Genomic DNA, 20,947 nt, shown 5'->3' with positions numbered 1-20,947 from the left:
AGTCACAGATCAGGGCGCAGGAGGACATGCGATGAAGCTCCGCCGTAAAATCTTGCTTGCTATTATTCTTCTTGTGTTTATACCCGTTATCGTAATGGGAGTGGTCTCTTATTATAATTTTTCGAGCGCGATGGAGAAGAAGTCGAATAACTTTTACTGGATATCTCTACTGGAGACGGACCGGAAGCTGAAGTTTGCGCTGAATGAGATTAACTCGATTTCCAATGCGGCGATCACGCAGCCGGCGATCCAGCAGGCATTAAAAAATCAAGACTCCATCATGACTTATGACCGCAAGCAGGAAATTAATAATTTGCTTATCAATCATCCGATGATTACTTCATTCAGTCTCTATTCGAAAACCAATCTCATCTATCAATACAATGCTCCTTTGTCTTACACCGATATGAAGCATCAGGTCTGGTTTGACGACATGCAAAAGGCAGAAGGCAGGCCGGTATGGTCTGGTCCGGGGGAGAATGGCTCTGCCGAGACTGGCAAGCCGGTCATGATTCATGCCCGCATCATCAAGGATTATTATTCGCTGGAGGATATCGGCTACCTCGTCATCTACGTGAAGCCTGATATTCTGGATCAGGTATTCTGGGAATCCGCCACGCTGAAGAGTGGTGATATACTGCTCGTCAATAAACAGGGCAGCATCGTATTCAATAAATCCGGCGGACATATTGGTGAGAAGGTGAATTTCCCCTTTTTATCGGATGGCTTCCATCAAGAGAAGGATTACTATGTAGACAGCTATCAGCATGAAAAGTCACTGATTACCTTTCTTCCATCACATAATGATCAGTGGTATCTGGTCGCCGTCACCCCGCTCAAGCTGATCCGCTCTGAATCCGTATCAATCCGGAACATTGCCGTGATTCTGGTGCTGTTCTCACTGCTGTCGGCCTTATGGTTCGACCAGTTTTTTATCCGGAGGCTTGTACGCAGCATTATCAGCGCGGTAAACGGCATGAAGCGGGTAAAGCAGGGGATCTTCGTGCCGATCCAGTCACATGTTGAGCGCTTTGACGAAACAGACCTGCTGATCGACGGCTTCAACCGTATGAGTCAGCAGATTCAAGAGCTTATCCAGCAGGTGGAGACGGAACAAACACGTAAAAAGGAAGCCGAGATGCAGGCGCTGGTCGCCCAGATCAACCCGCATTTTATATACAATTCGCTGGAATCCATCAATTCCATGGCCGTGCTGGCTGGCAACCGGGATATCAGTAAAATGGTCATCTCCCTAGGCAAGCTGCTGCGGATCAGCATCAGTGAGAATCATGAGCTTATTACTATGAATATGGAACTCGAGCATGTCCGCCATTATATGAATATACAAAAATACCGTTTCGAGGACCGCTTCGAATACGAGATCGACCTGCCTGAATCCCTGAAAAGCTTCATGACGCAAAAGCTGATTGTCCAGCCGATCGTTGAAAATGCCCTGTACCATGCGATCGAACCGATGGAGGAAAAGGGTTATATCCGAATTGTGGCGCAGGATGCCGGCAGTGACATCATCATCGATGTGACCGACAACGGTCCGGGATTCGATCAGACAACGCTTCTGCAACTGGGAGACGGGAACGCAAACGGCGTGAAGAAGTACCGCGACAGCGGCGTGGGATTGAAAAATGTGCATGAACGCCTCCGCATCCGGTTTGGCGGCCGCTACGGCATTTTCATATGCTCCTCTCCAGGCTTTGGGTCAACCGTCCGTATCAGGCTGCCCAAAATTATGCCATGAATTGACCAGCCGAGTGAGAAGGGGGAATAGGCCGTGAGGAAATTACGTATGAAAAAATGGCTGAACTGGAGCTGGGCTCTGCTGTATGCCGCGGTATTAACCGTCACCGTCACGCTGGTGGCAAGGGGCAACCATAATGCGATTGAAGAGGATACGACCGAGAAAATCACGCTCACCTTCCGCCATTTCTGGATAACGGAGCATGATCGGCCTATGCTGAATATTTTCGAGGATATCGTCCGTCAGTACGAGAGCTCCCATCCCAATGTGAAGGTCAATTTTGAGGGGATGGACCAGACGATTCACCGGGAGCAGAAGCTGAAGAGCGAAATGGTAACCGGTACACCACCGGATATGTTCGTACTGTTTGGCGGGGCTGAGATCGAGCCATATATCCGTTCGAATCGTCTGATGGATCTGACGGATTTTGTGAAGAGCAACCATCTGGAGAAGGAATTCAAGGACCTGCAGCTATGGACCTTTAACAACCGGATTTATGGTCTGCCGATTGAAGGCAACGCCGAGCCGCTTTACGTGAATACGAGTATCTTCAATAAGCTGGGGCTGGCACTCCCCGAAACGATCGGCCAGCTGAATGAGGCGGTAGAGGTGCTGAAGAAGAATGGATATACTCCGTTTGCGCTCGGTAATGAGGATCGCTGGCCTGCTGCAGTATTCGCCCATTATCTGATGGACCGTTACAGCAATCCGCAGACGATTGATGATATCGTTCAGGGGAAGAGCGGGGCAGCCTTCCAGAACAGCGGGTATTTAAAGGCATTTCAGCAGCTTGAGGAATGGGGCAGAGAAGGAGCCTTCGGCCCATCTCCCAATGACCTATCTACAGAAGAGGCTATCGACCTGTTCACGCACGGAAAGGCTGCGATGTATTTGAACGGGAACTGGGACATCACATTGTTTCACAATGAGAAGGCTCCTTCTGATTTTCAAAATGAGGTGGGGGTCATTCCATTTCCGGCCCTGTATCCAGGTGGAGAGAGAGCTATTGCCGGGGGATATACCTTCGGGATCGGGCTCTCATCTAATTTGACCGAGGCGCAGAAGAAGGCAGCATTTGAGCTGATGCAGGTCTTTTATTCCAAGGACGTGCAGAAGCAGATCGTTTATGAAGGTCTTCGAATTCCATCGATGAGGATCCATTTCGACGCAGAGAAGACAGGTCCGATTTTTACACAGGTTACTGGCCTTATGGAACAGAATCCGCAGACCTTTGTGCCGTATGACAATATATTGTCGCCTGAAGTGAAGAGATCGTTTCTGGCCGTTGTTGAAGAAATGATAAATCGTCAAATCACGGCCAAGGATGCGCTTGATAGAATGGACGATGCCCTGAAACAATACTGGAACCTGCGGCGCAGCTCCACCGTGAAATGAACAGGGGGTAAGAAGATGGGAGTATCAGCCAAATATAAAGTCATTCTCGTGGATGACGAGCCGATGATCCTGCGCAGCCTACAGGCTGCCATCGACTGGGAGGGGCTGGGACTAGAAGTCGCCGGAACTGCCAGAAACGGGGAAGGTGCGCTGAAGCTCATCGGTGAGCACTCACCGGATATGGTTATCAGCGATATCCGTATGCCCGGGATGGATGGCATTGCGCTGATGAAGGAAGTACTGACAGGCAATCCGAAACGGGTCTTTATCGTCATCAGCGGCTACGGTGAGTTTGAGTATGCGCGTGAGGCACTTCGGCAGGGAGCCTTCGATTATATGCTGAAGCCCATTGATCACGATGAACTGACCGGCATGCTCCAGCGGGCTGCTGCGCATCTGGATGCCCAGACCGAGAACGACAAGCTGCTTCATTCCGTGCATGTGTTGTCGGTAATGGCGCGGGAGCGAATGTTTTCGGAGTGGATTGAAGGCAATGACCGGCCGCTCACGTATATGCAGTGGATGGAGAATAGTGAACTGGAGCAGGAATATTTTATGGCCGTCGTGCAGCTGGACCATTTTCTGCGCCTGAATGAGCAGTGGCTCATGGATGAGAAGCGTCTATGGCTATTTGCCATCCGCAATATTTTGGAGGAATGGTCCCTGCAGCATGGTGGATTGACGGTGTTCCCTTTTCACAGCGGCGAATGGATTATCCTTTTGCCAAAAAATCTTAAGCCGGAAAAAGCTAAGCTTGGCAACGATCTGATCTACCAGATCAAAAGGTATTCCAAGCTGAGCTGCTCTGTGGGTATCAGCCGCAGCAGCAAAGGGATCGGGCAGCTGAGCATGGCGTATCAGAGTGCTACACGAGCACTTTATCAACGCTTTTATTCCGAGCAGGAAGGGGTATTCATCGACCAGGGTGATATGGGAAATGAACCGCAGCCTGCAGAAATGAAATACCCCAAACATCTGGAAGCCGCGCTTATGGAAAGTGTCCGAACGCTGGATTCGCAGCGGATGGCTTCGCTTTTTGATGAGCTGAAGTTGTATATTGAGCAGCATGCTTTTGCCAAGGAGGCGGCGGAGCGGCTGCTTGTGGAAATTGCGGTTGTCCTCTACAGGCATCTGGAATATGCGAACCTGCTTGCCGAATGGCCGCTGGATGGCCTGATTCAGGATCTGCATGAAGCGGGAAATCTGAATGAACTGATCGGAATGTTGAAAAGAGCCTTCGCGCGGCAGATGAATGAGAGCCTCCGCAGTCAGGTGAAGGAGGACGGTCATTCGCTGATCGAAAAGGCGAAGGCTTATATTACGAACCATTATCACAAGGATCTGAGCATGGAAGAGGTTGCAGAAGTGGTGGACCTGAGCATCAGCCATTTCTGCACGCTGTTCAAGCAAATGTCCGGCTATACCTTCCTTGAATATCTGACCCAGTGCCGGATGGAGAAGGCCAAGTATATACTGAAGAATACAAGCGTCAAGGTGTATCAGATTGCACCGCTGGTCGGATACCAGGACGCGAAATATTTCACGCAGGTGTTCAAGAAAGCGACGGGACGCACGCCATCCGAATTTCGCGAAGAAACGGGTTAACCCTTCTAACAGAAGATGGTAAAATAGAGAGAGCCCTGTACCTGAAGGTACGAAGGGCTTTCATTTGTGATAAGGAGTGATGGAATGCTGAATTCTTTTAAAAAGTACATATCTGCTGTTTCCGCAGCGGTGGTGATGTCCTCCATGCTGCTTGGGGCTGCATCGGCTGCGCCGGATGTGCAAACGGCCGGTAAGGAGCCGTACCGTATTGTGGCGTTAGGCGACTCACTGACGGTGGGCTATGAACCAGGTAAGAGTGAGACGGAGCGGCCATACGGGTTCGTCGACCGATTGCAGGAGCAGGGACTGCTGCATGGAAATACATCCACAGTGAATGTGGGGATTGCCGGTCTGAAGAGCGGCGGGCTTCAGAACTTCGTGGAAGCGGTGAAGAAGGGCCAGGCAATCACGGCTGATGAAATCCAGCCGAATCTGATAGACCCGCGCACACCGCAGATCGGCGCCGCGGCAGCGCAGACCCAATCGGATCTTACCGCTGCAGACGCGATTACCATTACCATCGGTGGAAACGACATGTCAGAGCTGCTTAATACGGCGGGCAAGCTGAGCGAAACTGAACTGCAAACCCGCGTTGAACAGCTGTTCAAGCTGTACACGGACAGCATGGATGCGGTCGTTGCCGATCTGCATGAGCTGAACCCGGATGCCCTGATTGTCGTTGCGGATCAATACCAGCCGATGCCGGAAATTGCAGACAGTGCGCTCTATCCGAAGCTCGGGAAGGTGGCTGAATCATTTACCGGCGTGATCGATAAGATGGCAGCGGACTTTGGAACGAAGGGCATGAATGTCAAGGTAGCACATGTCGCCAAGGAATTCATCGGCGGGGAAGGCACAATGACTCATATCATCAAGGATCGCGATATTCACCCGAACCAGCTTGGCTATGAGGCGATGGCCAAAGTGTTCTCCGAAGTCATTTGGGGAAGCTATACCAAGCTTGCGGTGCATGAAGCAGGAACACCGATGGGGATTTTCGTTCAAGGGAAAGAGCTGAACACTCCATATAAGCCGGTGATCCGCCAGAACCTCAACTTCGTGGCGATCAAAGACATCGTTGATGCGATCGGCGCCACATCGAAGTGGGATAACAAAACATCCAGCGCCACGATTACCCATGATGGCCACACGGTCGTTATTACCATCGGCTCCAAGTCGGTAACCGTAGACGGCAAGGCAGTGCCTGTTGACGCAGCGGCTTTCCTGAACAAGGTGGGCAAGGAATCGAAGACGTACGTACCGATCGCGGTGCTGGCGTCAGGCCTAGGATTTGATGTTCAATACGTACCGAACCTGAGAACAGCATTTATTAATCCATAATATAAGCAGTTCAGAGAAAAATAAAAAACCAGCTGCTCCAAAGGTCTGCGAGGCCGATGGACAGCTGGTTTTTTTGCATTCCGTTGATATGAATAAAAGTGGAGGAGGGCATATTCCCATCCTCCTAACACATCTAAAGCTGGATTAACTGACCGGAACCATCGGCCGCTGCAATTCACGCTCCTTAATGCTCACTGGTTATGGGAAAGTAGTTCATCTTCATGGCCTCGCGTACCTCGTTCATCGTCTGGCGCGCAACCTTCCGAGCCTTCGCGGTGCCGGCCATAAGCATATCATCGATATCTTTGGGGCGCTGCTTGTATCGTTCACGCCGTTCACGGATGGGCTGCAGGACATCTTCGACGGCTTCCGTAATCATCGCTTTGCAGGCGGTGCAGCCGATGGTGCCCTTGATGCAGTTCTCCCGGATTTCTCCGCTGCCCTCTTTGCGGAAAATACAGTGGTAGCCGTATATGGTGCAGACTTCGGGATGGCCGGGATCGGTCTTGTGGATACGCGCGGGATCGGTTTTGGCCCTTCGGATCTGTGCGTTAACTTCTGCGGAGGAGGCATCAAGGGAGATGGCATTGCCAAGGCTTTTGCTCATTTTGCTGCCGCCATCCAGCCCCTCCAGCCGCTCGCCGACGAGAATTTGCGGCTCAACAAGCACGGGTGCGTAGAGCTCGTTGAAGCGGCGTACGATTTTACGAGTCTGTTCGATATGGGGGATTTGATCCTCGCCGGCCGGAACGAGGGACGCTTTGCAGAACGTAATGTCTGCGGCCTGGCTGACCGGGTAGCCGAGAAAGCCGTAATACAGATCGTCATACCCGCGTTCCTGGGCTTCATGCTTCACCGTGGGATTATGCCGCAGCGAGCTTACAGTGACAAACATGGAATAAAAAATAGTTAGCTCAGCAATTTCCGGTACCATGGATTGCACGAAAATCGTTGCGCGCTCCGGGTCGATCCCGGCGGATAGGTAGTCCAGCGCCACCTGGCGCACACTTTGGGAGAGCAGGCCGGGGTTGTGAAAATGAGTCGTCAAAGCCTGCACATCGGCCAGCATAATATAAGTCTTATACTGCTGCTGGAGCTGTACCCGGCTCCGCAAGCTGCCGACGTAATGGCCAAGATGAAGCTTTCCGGTTGTCCGATCTCCGGTCAGCACAATGTCCTGCTTTGATTGAATAGATATTGTCATTGGTATTCCTCCAGTTTTTTAAATGGTTGTGTGTTCCTTCGCCTCGCCACCACCAGCCGTCATCCATGGCCATCACCTCCTGTTCTTGAGCACAAAAAAGCTCCGTCCTGTGAAAAGCGATTGCCGGAAGTTTTCACTCCGGTACAACACTTTCCAAGGACGAAGCTGTAAGCTTCGCGGTGCCACCTTGATTGGCCGCCATTTTCGGAAGAAATGCAGCCCTGCTCAACAGGTACGGATTCAGCCCTTAATCCACGGTCCTCCTCGATACCCTGCCCCGGTTAACGGTGGGGACATGCCGCCTATCCTACTAATCACCACGGTCATCATGGCTTTGTTCAGACGGGTCACTCCGAAGCCCACTTCCGCGCACGTCGTCACCGGCTTGCACCACCCGCCGGCTCTCTGAAGACGTTCTGTCCACGTACTCTTCTTCATCATCATGAATATGGGAATTATTGTAACGCATATGGTTGCAAAAGGGAATAGGCGTGATTCTTGCCCGCATAGGAGAATCCGTACAAATGCACATAAAAGGCTGAGCGCTGCACATTTGGCGCCGATTTTCTTTTCGCTATGCTGGAAGCAGGAGCGTTAGCCGCCCCATAGAGCAGAGGAGACAGGGCTGACGCTTCCCATTGATGGGAAGGGGAGAGGAAGAATGGCAAAAGTCGCTGACAAGTACTTTAAAGTGGATCCCTGGTCGGTTGTGGAGGAAGGGTTTGATCCGGAACGAAACCGGGTGTCCGAATCCATTTTCGCGCTGGGGAATGAATATATGGGTGTCCGCGGGTATCCGGAGGAAGGATACGGCGGAGACACGCTGCTGGGCAGTTATTTTAACGGACTATACGAAGAAATGCCGGTACAGGGCCATTATCGCGGCACCATCCGTTCCTTGCGTTTCATGGTCAATGCCGTGGACTGGCTGTACACGCGGATTACGGTGGACGGTGAGCAGCTCGATCTGGCTCAAAGCCGTTTTTCCGAATTCCGGCGCGTGCTCGATTTCCGCAAGGGGACGGTGCAGCGGGAACTGGTATGGCATGTGAAGGATGGGAAAGAACTCGCCATCCGCTTCGAACGTCTGGTGAGCATGACCAGATCCCATGTCGGAGCGCAGCGGATGACCCTTACGCCGCTTAATTTTTCGGGCACGGTGCAGATCCGCTCCGGGCTTGATTTCAATACGCTGCATGAGGATCAAGGGCGCGGGTTCTGGTCCGTGGTTCGCCGGGAACAGGGCGGGAGCGGCGCAGCGATGCTCGGCAGAACGGCCAACACGGGCAATCGCCTGTTCTCCTCTTTTACGCTCCATACGCAGGGGGCGGAGGTTGTCCGCTCGGAACCGGTGGAGCAGGAGCATCTGGCAGGTACCGAGCTGACGCTTCAAGTGGAGCAAGGGCAGGCGGCGGTTGTGGATAAGGTGGCCGTGAACGCCGCATTCGTCACCAGCGAAGAACCGGATGCCGCTGTATGGGATGAAGGGCAGGTGCTGCTGGGACAAACGGCAGAAGCGAGTTACGACGAATTAAGCCGTGAGCAGGCGGCGTACTGGGAAGAAATCTGGCGGACCTCGGACATCCGGATCGAAGGCGATCCCGAGAACCAGCAGGGCATTCGTTTTTGCATATTCCAAATGTACCAGACGTACCACGGCGACAATCCGGGCTTCAACATCGGCGCGAAGGGGCTGACGGGCGAAGCCTACCGGGGCCTGGCATTCTGGGATACGGAGACGTACTGCCTGCCGTTTTATCTGTTCAACAATCCGAAAGCAGCGAAAAGCCTGCTGGAATTCCGCTACCGTTCCCTGGAGCATGCGAAGCAGCGTGCCCGCGAGGTCGATTGCGAGGGGGCTTTCTACCCGATTGCGACCATCGACGGAACTGAGAGCTGCGATTTGTGGCAGCATTCCAATCTTCAGCTGCATGTAGGCACCGCGGTTGCCTACGGCCTGTGGCACTACGACCGCATCGTATCCGACAAGGCCTTCTTGTACGAAAAAGGGGCTGAAATGCTGGTCGAAATCAGCCGTTTCTATGCGACACGCGGGCAGTGGGGGCAAAAGAGCGGACAATACGGTTATTTTGGCGTCATGGGACCGGACGAATTCCAGCTCATGGTGAACAACAACTGCTATATCAACCTGATGGCGAAAAAGCTGTTCGAATATACGCGATCCGTGCTCGAAGAAATGAAGACAGCAGCGCCAGCGGCGCTGAAAGCCGTCACGGCAAAAACGGGGCTGCGTGACGAAGAGCTTGAGAACTGGGCCCGGCTGGCCGAGTACATGAAAATCCCGTACGACGAGGAGACCGGCATTTACGAGGAGCATGACGGATTCTTCGACATGCCGCATATCGATATCCATTCGATCCCAGTGACGGAATTTCCGCTGTATTCCCATTGGTCGTATGACCGGCTGTACCGCTACGACATGATCAAACAGCCGGATGTGCTGATGTTCATGTTCCTGTACAACAGCGAGTATACAGCCGAGGCAAAGCGGACGAATTACGAGTATTACGAGCCGCGCTGCATTCATGAATCCTCGCTGTCCCCGTCGATCCATTCCATCCTGGCGGCGGAGATCGGACGCCATGAGGAAGCCTACCATTTCTTCGAGTTTGCGACGAGACTCGATCTGGACAACTATAACCGGAACACCCGGGAAGGGCTTCACACGACCTCTATCGCGGCTGCATGGATGAACATCGTCTACGGATTCGGAGGCCTCCGCTCCGACGGCGAGGGTCTGGCGCTTGCGCCGTCCATTCCGCAAGTGTGGGATGAATACAGCTTTAACATGACCTATCGGGGCAGCGTCCTGGAGATTAAAGCTGACCAGCAGCGCGTGCGCGTACGCGTTACCGAGGGAGACAGCGTGGTCATTCGGTTATACGGTGAGGACGCCGAGATCAGCATGGCAGGCGTGGAAGTGCCGATGCCGCAGTCAGCCGTCAAGGCAGGCAATTAACGGCAAGCAACGGCGGAAACAATCGAATGGAAGCTTAGCAGAGATGGCGAGATCAATTACTGATGAATAGGGGTAGGTGTTTCATGAGCTGGATCGTTAGGGAAGAAGGCTTTGATCCGCAGCGGATAACCAATCACGGCAGCAAATTCATGACGGGCAACGGATACATGGGCTACCGCGGCACGCTGGATGAATTCTCACAAGAGCAGCTGACCGCGGTGACACTGGCCGGCGTGTACGATCAGGTCGGCACGAAATGGCGGGAGCCCGTGAATGCGCCGAACGGCCTTCGAACGAGGTTATACGCGGATGGGGCTGAATTGAATGTGCTAAGCGCATCCGTGGAAAAGCATATGCAGGAGCTGGATATCGCGCGCGGACTCCACAGCCGGGAGACGGTGTATCTTACAGGAAGCGGTACCCGGATCACCTTCCGATCGGAGCGGTTTGTCAGCATGGATCAGCTGCATCTGATCGTGAACCGTTTCACCGTACACAGCGATCAAGACGTTCAGCTGACGTTGGAAACCGGCATTGACGGAGCGGTATGGGATATCAACGGCCCTCATTTGAAGGAAACACAGTACGCTTCCCATGAGGGAACGCTGACGGCGGCAGCCAGCACACAGGAATTGGGGATTCGGGTGGCTGTTGCGGAATGCCTTGAGGGGCCGCAAGCAAGCGATCAGGAGATGGAGGCATCAGAGAACGGAATTGTCCACCGGATTCAGCTGTCGCTTCAGGCAGGAGCCTCGCAGGAATGGGTCAAATATGTATCCGTATATACCAGCCTGGATGAAGTCGATGACGCGCTGGCTGCTGCGGTATCCGCTAGCCGCCAGGCTCAAGCGGCCGGCTATGCGTCCCTGTTGAAGGCGCATGAAGAGATATGGGAGCAGCATTGGACTCTGTCGGATGTCGTGATCGAAGGGGACGACGAGGCCCAGCTTGCGCTCCGGTACAGCATTTATCAGCTGCTCATTATTGCGCCCGCGGCTTCGGAGAAGGTTTCGATTCCGGCGCGGGGGCTATCCGGCCAGGTGTATAAGGGAGCGGTATTTTGGGACACGGAAATGTTCATGCTCCCCTTCTTTCTCTACACCCAGCCGCAGGTAGCCAGAAATATTATGCTGTACCGCAAGCATACGCTGGACGGTGCGAGAAGGAAGGCAGCCGAATACGGATTTGGCGGCGCCTATTATGCTTGGGAAAGCCAGGACAGTGGCGACGATGCCTGCACGCTGTTCAATATCACGGACGTGTTCACCGGTCGCCCGATGCGGACGTACTTCCGCGACAAGCAGATTCATATCAGCTGTGACGTTGCCCACGGCATCTGGGAGTACTACAAGCTGACGGGCGATAGCCGGTTTCTTCTGGACGGCGGGGCGGAGGTCATCTGGGAATGCGCGCGTTTCCTGTATTCCTATGCCTGCTATTATCCGCTGAAGGAGCGGTATGAGCTGCTGGATGTGACGGGCCCGGATGAGTATCATGAGCGCGTTCATAACAATGCCTTCACGAACTATATGGCTCGCCATACGTTGCGAATGGCCGTGCGCATGATGGATGAACTGGCGGAGCAGGCTCCGGCGCTTCATGCCGAGCTTACACGCGAGCGCAAGGGCGTACCGGGAATGGACGAAATCCGGGAGATTGCGGAACGTCTGTATGTACCGCAGCCCGACGAGCATACCGGTGTCATTGAGCAATTCGACAGATACCATCAGCTCGAGGATGTCAGCCTTCAGGTGCTAAAATCGCGCATCCTGCAGCCGAACGAGTATTTGGGTGGCGGCAGCGGCATTGCGACGACGACGCAGATCATCAAGCAGGCCGACGTGGTCCTGCTGATGCATTTGTTCAAGGATGAATTTGCGCCGGAGATCAAGAAAGCCAATTGGGAATTCTACGAGCCGCGCACCGAGCATGGCTCAAGCCTGAGCCCCTGCGTGTATGCGCTGGTCGCCTCCGACATCGGCATGCCGGATTGGGCGTATCCGTACTTCAAACGGACGGCGACCATCGATTTGACCGGGGATTCCAAGCAGTATGTGGGCGATTTGTACATTGGGGGCACGCACCCTGCGGCCAACGGCGGCGCATGGATGGCGGCGGTGCTCGGTTTTGGCGGACTGCAGGCGGACGAGAAGGAGGTCCGGCTGAATCCGTCGCTTCCAGCCGCATGGTCCGCGCTGGCGTTTAAGATCCACGTCCGGGGGCACGCTTTTGACATCCGGATCACGAAGGAGGATGTCCGGGTGACATCTCTGGCGACGGGCGGAGCGGAGCAGGCTTTCCGCATTCAGGAAGGCGCGGCGAGCGTCAGTCCGGGCCAAACCGTTAGGTTCAGCCTGAATGGACGGGTATCGGCGGGCAGTTAACCAACAACTTTAGAAAGCGGAGGATTAGACATGCTGGAGCATATGAAAGGCGCTATTTTCGATCTGGACGGCGTGATCGTCGATACGGCCAAATACCATTTCCTCGCTTGGCGCGAGCTGGCGAAGGAGCTGGGATTCGAGTTTACGGAGGAGCATAATGAACGGCTGAAGGGCGTCAGCCGGATGGAATCGCTGCGAATTCTGCTTGAGATCGGCGGCATGCAGGCTACGGAAACGGAGCAGCTGCGCATGGCGCAGGAAAAAAACGACCGCTACGTGAAGTACATTTCGCAGCTGGATGAGTCGGAGCTGCTTCCGGGCGTAAGAACGTATCTGACCGGGCTCAGGGAGCGGGGTGTCGGGATCGCGCTTGGCTCGGCCAGCAAAAATGCGGAATTCATCCTGGAGCGGCTTCAGATCGCCTCCCTGTTCGATGCGGTGATCGACGGCAACAAGGTGTCCAAGGCCAAGCCCGACCCGGAGGTATTTGTGAAGGGATGCGAGGCTTTGGGGCTTGATCCTTCTCATTGTGTCGTATTCGAGGATGCGGCTGCCGGCGTGCAGGCGGGCAAGGCTGCGGGCTGCGGCGTTGTCGGCATCGGCCGTCCCGAGATTCTCAGCGAAGCGGACCGGGTCATTTCCGGACTGATCGATTTGGTGAAATAAAGCGATTCTTTAAACTTCTTTATTTTTTGTTGAGAAATATTAAAGACCTTAAGGCTATCCTTAACCATGTAAGCAAAATCGCATGTTAAGGGAGAATCCGTTATGAATTCTTATAATCATGTTCCGCACGATAGGAGCCGATCCGGAAGACACCAAGCCGGTTCCGGCCCGGCCGATCCCAATCATTCCATACGCATGGCGGTCAAGCTGGGTTTGATCCTGGTGTTTATCGTTTATTTATATGTCCTTGTGAAGATCATTTTGTTCAAATTCGGAGGCTCGAGCCCCGGTTTTTACCTGCGGCAGCTGACCGAGAGCGTCATGCATCCGGAGCGTATCCTGCAGCGTCTGCGGCTGATGAGCAATCTAGTGCCGATGCATGAGATTACCGGGAATATTCACAATCTCAGAAGTCCGTCCGGCTTCATCAACTTTTTCGGAAACATCGCCGCTTTCATGCCGCTCGGCTTCCTGCTGCCGCTGGTCTGCGGATTTCGGTCCATGCCGGCGCTGAAGGTGCTGCTGATTTCTTTCGGAGTCAGCCTGGCGCTGGAAACGGCGCAGCTGCTGCTGTTTATCGGAACCTTTGACGTCGATGACCTGATCATGAATACGGCAGGAGGCGTGCTGGGATATGGGGTGCTTCGGGTGCTGCAAGCTACTGCGGCGCCTGATATCCAAATGAGGGAAAGCGAGCATCATGGCGAATCGGAGCATGGTTCTCTGTCCCGTTAAAAAAAGCATGATAAAGAAAAAGGCGGCCGCGAGCCGCTTTTTTCTTTTTTTGCGTTCCTTTTCCGACAAAAAATATACTGGCAAGCCGGAAAAAATGCCTTACACTAGAGTTCCGGAGTGACATTTCCTGTAAAGCACAAATAAGATTGGCGCTCCGGATCTTACAAATGCCCATGATTACCGTAGAGATGCACATACTTGCGTTATTTTAGAACTGCTATATTGAAAGAAGCCGGAGGTGTTTATGGCGAATGAAGCTTCAGAACCCGTTTACGAAAATGAACGTCAAGCAGCAGCTGATCCTGCTTTTTCTTGTTCTCGTGATTCCGCTTTTCATCCTGAACGCCTATGGCAACAACAAAGCGGGGCAAATCTTGAAGCGGCATGTGACCAACGCGTATATCGAGCTGAACAAGCAAAATTTCAAGCTGATCAGCAGGGATATCGAAACGATCAACAAGGTGACGTCCACCGTTTTTCAAAATTCCATGATCCAGCAGCTTAGCACGACCAAAGACGAGAACATTCTCGCCAGGGTGAAGAACTATGAAAAGATTGAAGTCATGCTGAATACATATTCGCAGGAGACCGATGAGAGGGAGCCGCTGTATTATTCGCTTTACGTGTACGATCCGGACAACGCTTTCTTTTTCGCGCCTTATTATCCGGAATCCAAAAAGTCGGGCATGTATTTTTTCTCGGATGAGAAGGAGAGGCCGGAGTGGTTCGATGAAGCCGTATCCCATAAGGGGAACGGTTATTTGAAGCTGACGGATCATCTCTCGCCTCCCGTTAAAGGGCAGAAGGATCAAAAGACGCTTCTGTACGTGCGTGCGATCAACAATATCTACAAAGGCGGGACGATCGGCGTTCTGGCCGTATCGAACGTGGACGCCAGAATCGGCGAATCCTTAAAAACGGTTTCGCTTCCCGAAGGCGAGCTCTATTTTACGGATTGGAAAAACCATATTCTGACGACGACGGAAACAGGTAGAGAAGGCGTGCTGGAGCTGCCGCCGGAGCTGGATCCCGGCAGATCGGCCATCGGTGTGAAGGACGTCATCACGAAGGATTTCATTTATGTTGCCGATTATAATTATGTGCTTCAGCAGAAGCTGATCTACAAGGTGCCCGTCAAAGCGCTGCTTCAGCAGCAAAACGAAATCAAACGGGTCATTCTGGTCATTTCGATCGCTTATTTTATCGTCGGATTGATTATTATTTTGTATTTCTGGCGATCGCTCATGACGCCGCTCCAGAAGCTTGTCTTCTTCGTACGCAGGTATGAACCCGGTAACATCGTGCCTCAGACCCCGTACAGGAAGCGCAGCGACGAGGTCAGCGTGCTGATCTCGACGATCTATGACATGGCACGCAGGCTGAATGATCTCATTCATTATAAATACAACATGGATTTGAAGCAGAAGGAAACGCAGCTTTCGCTTCTGTACCAGCAGATTAATCCGCATCTCTTGTACAATACGCTGGAGAGCATCTACTGGAAAAGCACGATGGAGGGGAATACCGTTTCCGCCGACATGATCAAGGATTTATCCAAATTGATGAAAATCAGTCTCAGCCGCGGCCGGGAGCTGATTACGCTGGAGGAGGAGCTTGAGCATGCCACGGCTTATATCAAGCTGCAGCAGAACCGCTACGACTATGCCTTCCGCGTAGAAATGGACATTCCCGAGCATCTGTATTCGGTCAACATACCGAAAATCACGCTGCAGCCTCTGATAGAAAACGGGATCATTCATGGCATTAAAAATATGGGTGAGGACGGGGAAATCCGGATTATTGCCGAAGAGAGCCAGGGTGTGCTGTACATCCGCATTTCCGACAACGGTTTCAAGAACGTCGACTATGATGCGATCCGCAAGGTGCTTAGCAATGACTCGTCGAATTCGCCGACGGGCTACGGCATCCGAAACATTCATCAGCGCCTGCAGCTGCATTACGGACCTGAATACGGACTGGCCTATGAAGGGCGGACCGAAGGGGGAACGACAGTAACGGTATCGCTGCTGATCACCCGGCAGGACGATTAAAGGGAGGAACGAGAGACATGTACAACATTTTAGTCGTGGATGACGAACCGTTGATTTGCAAAGGTCTGGCAGGGCTATTGAATGCTTCGGGACTCGGCATCGGCAAAATCATTACCGCCACGAGCGGCGAAGAAGCGCTGGATTACATCCGGATGGAGAATATCGATCTGCTCATAACGGACATCCAGATGGGGGAAATGAACGGCATCGAGCTGATGCACCAGGCGAAGATCGTCAAGCCTTGGGTGCAGACCATCATCATATCCGCCCATGAAACCTTTCAATATGCGCAGATGGCGATCCGCCTGGGCGCGCGTGATTATTTGATCAAGCCGCTCAATAGCGAGCAGTTCCTGGACTCGGTCCGCAGCGTGCTGCTGAAAATGGATAAACCGCTGCCCCGCACGGAAGAGGTGCTTTCGGCCGGGCACGAGGATTTCCGCATGGAGGAGCCGCAGCCGGAATCCAGCAAGCCGCTGAACCGGCTGCTCGCCGAGACGGTAGAACATCCGGATGGGCCTTATCCCATGCAATCGTATTATGAAAATATCGGGATTACAGGACCTTATTTCGCCGTGATTAAGGTTAAACTGGCGCTGATCGCGGCAAACGGCGAGAGCCCGTTCCCGGAGAAGGATATCCCGCTCATGCAGTATGCTTCGCTCAATATTATCAAGGAGCTGCTGGATCAGGAGCTGAACGCGCAGGTGTTCTATGCGCCGGACCGCAGCATCAATATACTTGTCCAGTGGAGTGAAGCGGAGTATGCGGAGCAGCATTCGAACCGGATCAGCCAGCTCGAGATGATCAGCCGGAGCATGCACCATCATATAGGCAAGTATTTGAAAATCGAGTGCACGGTCGGCATCAGCCAGATTTTAAAAGGCCTGCAGTTCGTAAACGTACTAAGCAGGCAGGCCGACAAGGCGATGATTTGGACTAGCGAACACGGCGATTACCATGTCTTTTACTACGGGGATTTCAGCTGGCATAACTACGCCCGCGACCCGAACGCCGAGGAGCTATCGACCCAAAGCAACCGGATCGTGGAGCAGGCGAAGAGCTATATCGAAGAAAACTACAGCCAAAAGGGACTCACCATTCATGAGGTTGCCAAACGGAATCATGTCAGTCCGAACTATTTGAGCTACCTTTTCAAGAAGATTACCGGTTTCAATCTCTGGGAATACGTGGTCAAGCTGCGGATGGAGGAGAGCCGGTCGCTGCTGCTGCATACCGATCTGCGCCGCTACGAGATTGCCGAGCGGGTCGGCTACGAGTCGCCGGAGCATTTCAGCAAGATTTTTAAAAAGTATTACGGGGTCAGCCCGAGCGACCTCAAAAAATAGAAGAAGTAAGATCAACCATCATTCGCATAGAACTAGACATGTTCCAAGGCATCCTCCTTTTCTACAATGAAACTAAGCTTGAATTCAACAAGGAATGAGGGAGAAAAATGGGGGAGCCAGGAGCAGTGCTGCAGCCGGTTATAGAGAACAAATCGCCCAAGAGAAAAGGACGCTATACAAAGCACTTTTGGGGATATATGTTTCTGCTGCCGGCTGTTGTGATTTTCATTTTGTTTTTATGGGTGCCGATTGCCAAAGGGGCTTTGTACAGTTTCTACAGTATCGACTTTGTTAAGGGCAACACGTTCGTCGGACTGGACAACTATGTACGGGTGTTTCATGATCCCGATGTGTGGACGGCGGTTAAAAATACGCTCTATTACATGCTGCTGACGATGATCATGGGATTCTGGGTGCCGATCGTCGCCTCGATCGCGATTTCGGAGCTGCGCAGATTCCAGGGCATTGCGCGCATCGCCGCGTATCTGCCTTTCGTTGTTCCGGGCGTGGTGCTGTACGGCATGTGGAGATGGATGTATGATCCGGTCGGTCCGATCAACGGGCTGCTGAGCTCGCTCGGCGTCGACCCGGTTTCGTTTATTTCAGACAGCAAATGGTCGATGATCGCAATCGTATTTATGGAGACATGGCAGCAGTTCGGCTCGGCGATGCTGATCTATCTGGCCGGCGTGCTCAGTATTCCGCGGGATTGGTACGAAGCGGCCGAGATCGACGGGGCAGGGGTGTGGAACCGCATCCGGTATATCACGCTTCCGTCCTTGCGCAGCTTGATCGTTTTGATGCTTATTTTGCAGGTGATCGGCACTTCGCAGTCTTACCAGTCGCAGCTCGCACTGCTTGACGGCGGACCGAATAACGCGACCATGACCTATTCGCTTCTGATCGTGAGATACGCTTTTACGCGTCTGGATTACGGCACGGCCACGGCGCTTGGCATGCTGATGTTCGTCGTGCTCAGCCTTGTAGGGCTGCTTCAATACAAGCTGAACAAGGAGGAATACTGATATGAGCAAGCAGCATGAACGCGGCATCCTGTCGGATTCCGATCTGAAAAAGCCTTTAAACCGGGTCGTGTACGGCATCATGCTTTTGTGCATCCTCGTTATGATCGTCACGATGCTGTATCCGATTCTGATGACGATGTTCAACGGCTTGAAGACCAACCAGGAAGTGAACACGTTCCCGCCTCATTTCTTCCCGGAGACTTGGAACTGGAGCAACTTTAAGGAAGGCTGGGAGTATATCAACCTGCCGATGTTTCTGAAGAACACGATATTCGTTTTCGTCGGCAACCTGCTCATGACGATTTTCGTGCTCGGTCTGGCCTCCTTCAGCATTTCGCGCCTGAAGGTACCGTATTACCGGGCGATCTACTTTTTTATTCTGATGACCTTGTTTATTCCGGCCTCAAGCTACATGATTCCAAACTTCGTTAACCTGAAGGACCTGGGGCTGCTGAACACCTTCTGGGCGTTTTGGCTCCCGGCAGGGGCAAGCGCATATTACTTCCTGTTGATGAAGAACTTTTTCGATGGCATCCATCCGGAGATTTTCGAGGCGGCGCGCATCGACGGAGCATCCGAGATCACGAGCTATGTCCGCATCGCGGTTCCGCTGTCGGTACCGATCTTCGCGACGCTGGCGATCTTTATTTTCTCGGGGGCGTGGAATGACTGGTTTTGGCCTTCCCTGGTGCTCCACAGCGAGGAGAAATACACCTTGGCGACCGCCATCTACAAATATGTCATCAATGCCCGCAGCATGGACAACAGCATCAAATTCACGATCCTGTTCATGGTCATGGTACCGCCGATTCTCGTCTTTCTGGTATTCCAACGGTTTATCATGCGCAGCGTGAACCTGTCTGCGGTAAAAGGGTAGCCCGATGTCAACATCGTAGGCCTGCACACGAAGGCCATAAGATTACACATCGTGTGATAACGTTTCCTCTCTTATGATGAAAGAGTAACAACACTTAATAGCGAAAAGGGGAGTTTCAATGCGTAAGATTTCAATGGTGCTCGTCAGTCTCGTGCTTTCCGCTTCAATGCTGGCTGCGTGCGGCGGCAACAAGACGGCGGAGGACCCTAAACCGGCCGATAATCAAGGATCGCAAGGCACGACCGATACGGGTAACAAATCCGAAGAGCCTGCCCAAACGGATGATATTACCACGAAAAAAGTCACCATCAAGATCCACTACCCGCTGCCTGACCAAAAAGAAGCCAGAGCGCAGGAAGATGATAAAATCAAACGCTTCAACGAAAAATATCCGAACGTGACGATCGTCAAGGACGACTGGCAGTACAATGTCAACGAAATCGGTATTAAAATGGCCTCGAATGAAGCGCCGACGTTCTACAATACCTTCGCAACGGAGGCCCAAATGCTCGTGGAGCATGGCTGGGTAGCCGACCTCAGCGACCTGTACAACAGCTGGGAATACAAGGACGAGATGAACCCGCTCCTGCAGAACCAGTTTATCGTTGACGGCAAAGTGTACGGCATCACGCAAAACGGCTACGTGACGTCCACGGTCATCAACAAAGGGCTGCTGGATGCCAAGCAGGTTCCGATGCCGGATATGGACTGGACTTGGGACGATATGTACAACGTGGCCAAAGGCGCGACCGATGCCAAAAAAGGCATTTCCGGTATTGCTCCAATGGGTAAAGGCAATGAATCCGGCTGGAACTGGACGAACTTCCTGTTCGAAGCCGGCGGAGAAATCCAAAAGAACGAAAACGGCAAATATACGGCAACCTTTAATTCCGATGCAGGCATTAAAGCGCTCGACTTCTATAAGAAGCTGAGATGGGAAGCCAATGCCATTCCTCAAGACTGGGCGCTTGGATGGGGCGATGCCCTGAACGCGTTCCAGCAAGGACGTACGGCAATGGTCATCGCGGGAGCGTATGATATTATTGATTCTGCGCTGAACCAAGGCGGCCTGAAGCCGGAGAACGTGATTGCGTATCCGATGCCAGCTGCGGAAAAAGGCGGCAAGCACATCGGTATTCTCGGCGGAAACTATCTGGTAATCAACCCGAATGCTTCGAAGGATGAACAGGAAATCGCGTTCCGCTATATTACGTTCGACTACTTCACCGACAAGGGTATTGAAGCGCTGGATGCCAACATCCAAGAGCGTAAGGACAAAAACAAATACTATGTGCCTGCTCCGCTGAACTACTTCAGCGACAATTCCGAATACGCGACTAAAGTGAATGCCATCTACGACAAATACGACAACGTATACCGTTACGACGCCAAGATGCTGAGCCTGATTGACGGCAAGCCTGAGGCACAGTACGGCACGCAGGATTACTACGGCGCGATGTCCAACGTCGTGCAGGAGTCCTTCTCGAAGAAAGGCACGGATTCCAAAGCGCAGCTCGACGCAACGGCCAAAACCGTGCAAACGAAGTTTTTTGACAATATCAAAGCTGCGAAATAATCG

Annotated in this window: 14 protein-coding genes and 1 other annotated feature; of the genes, 13 read left to right on the top strand and 1 reads right to left on the bottom strand. The window is 52.8% G+C overall.

Going from position 1 to position 20,947, the window contains the following annotated elements; all coding sequences use genetic code 11:
- The first annotated feature begins 31 nt into the window (after nt 1-31).
- The 4 genes from KJS65_RS15750 to KJS65_RS15735 all read left to right on the top strand — a co-directional run bounded on the left by KJS65_RS15750 (nt 32) and on the right by KJS65_RS15735 (nt 6,097).
- Nucleotides 32-1,756, top strand: coding sequence for a sensor histidine kinase (locus KJS65_RS15750; protein ID WP_213650872.1), 1,725 nt, complete (start codon nt 32-34; stop codon nt 1,754-1,756).
- 48 nt (nt 1,757-1,804) lie between these two features.
- The gene (locus KJS65_RS15745) at nt 1,805-3,151 is read left to right on the top strand and encodes an ABC transporter substrate-binding protein (RefSeq protein ID WP_136608952.1); all 1,347 of its coding nucleotides are present in this window, start codon (nt 1,805-1,807) and stop codon (nt 3,149-3,151) included.
- 15 nt (nt 3,152-3,166) lie between these two features.
- Nucleotides 3,167-4,756 (top strand): response regulator, encoded by a 1,590-nt coding sequence (locus tag KJS65_RS15740; protein ID WP_213650871.1) that lies wholly within the window; start codon nt 3,167-3,169, stop codon nt 4,754-4,756.
- A gap of 84 nt (nt 4,757-4,840) precedes the next feature.
- Nucleotides 4,841-6,097: an SGNH/GDSL hydrolase family protein gene (locus KJS65_RS15735; RefSeq protein ID WP_213650870.1), complete on the top strand. Its 1,257-nt coding sequence runs from the start codon at nt 4,841-4,843 to the stop codon at nt 6,095-6,097.
- Nucleotides 6,098-6,281: 184 nt separating this feature from the next.
- Here KJS65_RS15735 and trpS read toward each other — a convergent pair whose 3' ends face one another.
- Nucleotides 6,282-7,301, bottom strand: coding sequence for a tryptophan--tRNA ligase (trpS, locus tag KJS65_RS15730; RefSeq protein WP_213650869.1), 1,020 nt, complete (start codon nt 7,299-7,301; stop codon nt 6,282-6,284).
- 152 nt (nt 7,302-7,453) lie between these two features.
- Nucleotides 7,454-7,751 (bottom strand) — a binding site (T-box leader).
- A gap of 211 nt (nt 7,752-7,962) precedes the next feature.
- Between trpS and KJS65_RS15725 the strand changes: the two genes are divergently transcribed.
- The 9 genes from KJS65_RS15725 (at nt 7,963) to KJS65_RS15685 (ending at nt 20,944) form a co-directional block, all read left to right on the top strand.
- Complete coding sequence (locus tag KJS65_RS15725; RefSeq protein ID WP_213650868.1) at nt 7,963-10,281, top strand: glycoside hydrolase family 65 protein; 2,319 nt, start codon at nt 7,963-7,965, stop codon at nt 10,279-10,281.
- An 83-nt stretch (nt 10,282-10,364) separates the two neighbouring features.
- The gene (locus tag KJS65_RS15720) at nt 10,365-12,665 is read left to right on the top strand and encodes a glycoside hydrolase family 65 protein (protein WP_213650867.1); all 2,301 of its coding nucleotides are present in this window, start codon (nt 10,365-10,367) and stop codon (nt 12,663-12,665) included.
- A gap of 30 nt (nt 12,666-12,695) precedes the next feature.
- The gene (pgmB, locus tag KJS65_RS15715; protein ID WP_213650866.1) at nt 12,696-13,331 is read left to right on the top strand and encodes a beta-phosphoglucomutase; all 636 of its coding nucleotides are present in this window, start codon (nt 12,696-12,698) and stop codon (nt 13,329-13,331) included.
- A 102-nt stretch (nt 13,332-13,433) separates the two neighbouring features.
- Nucleotides 13,434-14,066, top strand: a complete 633-nt coding sequence (locus KJS65_RS15710) for a VanZ family protein (RefSeq protein WP_244864592.1) — start codon at nt 13,434-13,436, stop codon at nt 14,064-14,066.
- Nucleotides 14,067-14,317: 251 nt separating this feature from the next.
- A complete protein-coding gene (locus tag KJS65_RS15705) occupies nt 14,318-16,117 on the top strand; it encodes a sensor histidine kinase (protein WP_244864591.1) in 1,800 nt (599 codons plus the stop codon).
- 17 nt (nt 16,118-16,134) lie between these two features.
- Complete coding sequence (locus tag KJS65_RS15700) at nt 16,135-17,466, top strand: response regulator (protein ID WP_213650865.1); 1,332 nt, start codon at nt 16,135-16,137, stop codon at nt 17,464-17,466.
- Nucleotides 17,467-17,573: 107 nt separating this feature from the next.
- On the top strand, nt 17,574-18,491 hold the full coding sequence (locus KJS65_RS15695; RefSeq protein WP_244864590.1) for a carbohydrate ABC transporter permease: 918 nt from the start codon (nt 17,574-17,576) through the stop codon (nt 18,489-18,491).
- A gap of 1 nt (nt 18,492) precedes the next feature.
- On the top strand, nt 18,493-19,368 hold the full coding sequence (locus tag KJS65_RS15690) for a carbohydrate ABC transporter permease (protein ID WP_213650864.1): 876 nt from the start codon (nt 18,493-18,495) through the stop codon (nt 19,366-19,368).
- Between the two features lie 118 nt (nt 19,369-19,486).
- A complete protein-coding gene (locus KJS65_RS15685) occupies nt 19,487-20,944 on the top strand; it encodes an ABC transporter substrate-binding protein (RefSeq protein ID WP_213650863.1) in 1,458 nt (485 codons plus the stop codon).
- The last annotated feature ends 3 nt before the right edge of the window (nt 20,945-20,947 follow it).

This window comes from Paenibacillus sp. J23TS9 (genome assembly GCF_018403225.1).
In the GTDB taxonomy this organism is placed as follows: Bacteria; Bacillota; Bacilli; order Paenibacillales; family Paenibacillaceae; genus Paenibacillus_AQ.
Note: the sequence above shows the minus strand (reverse complement) of the source record. Positions and strands in the feature narration are given on the sequence as shown.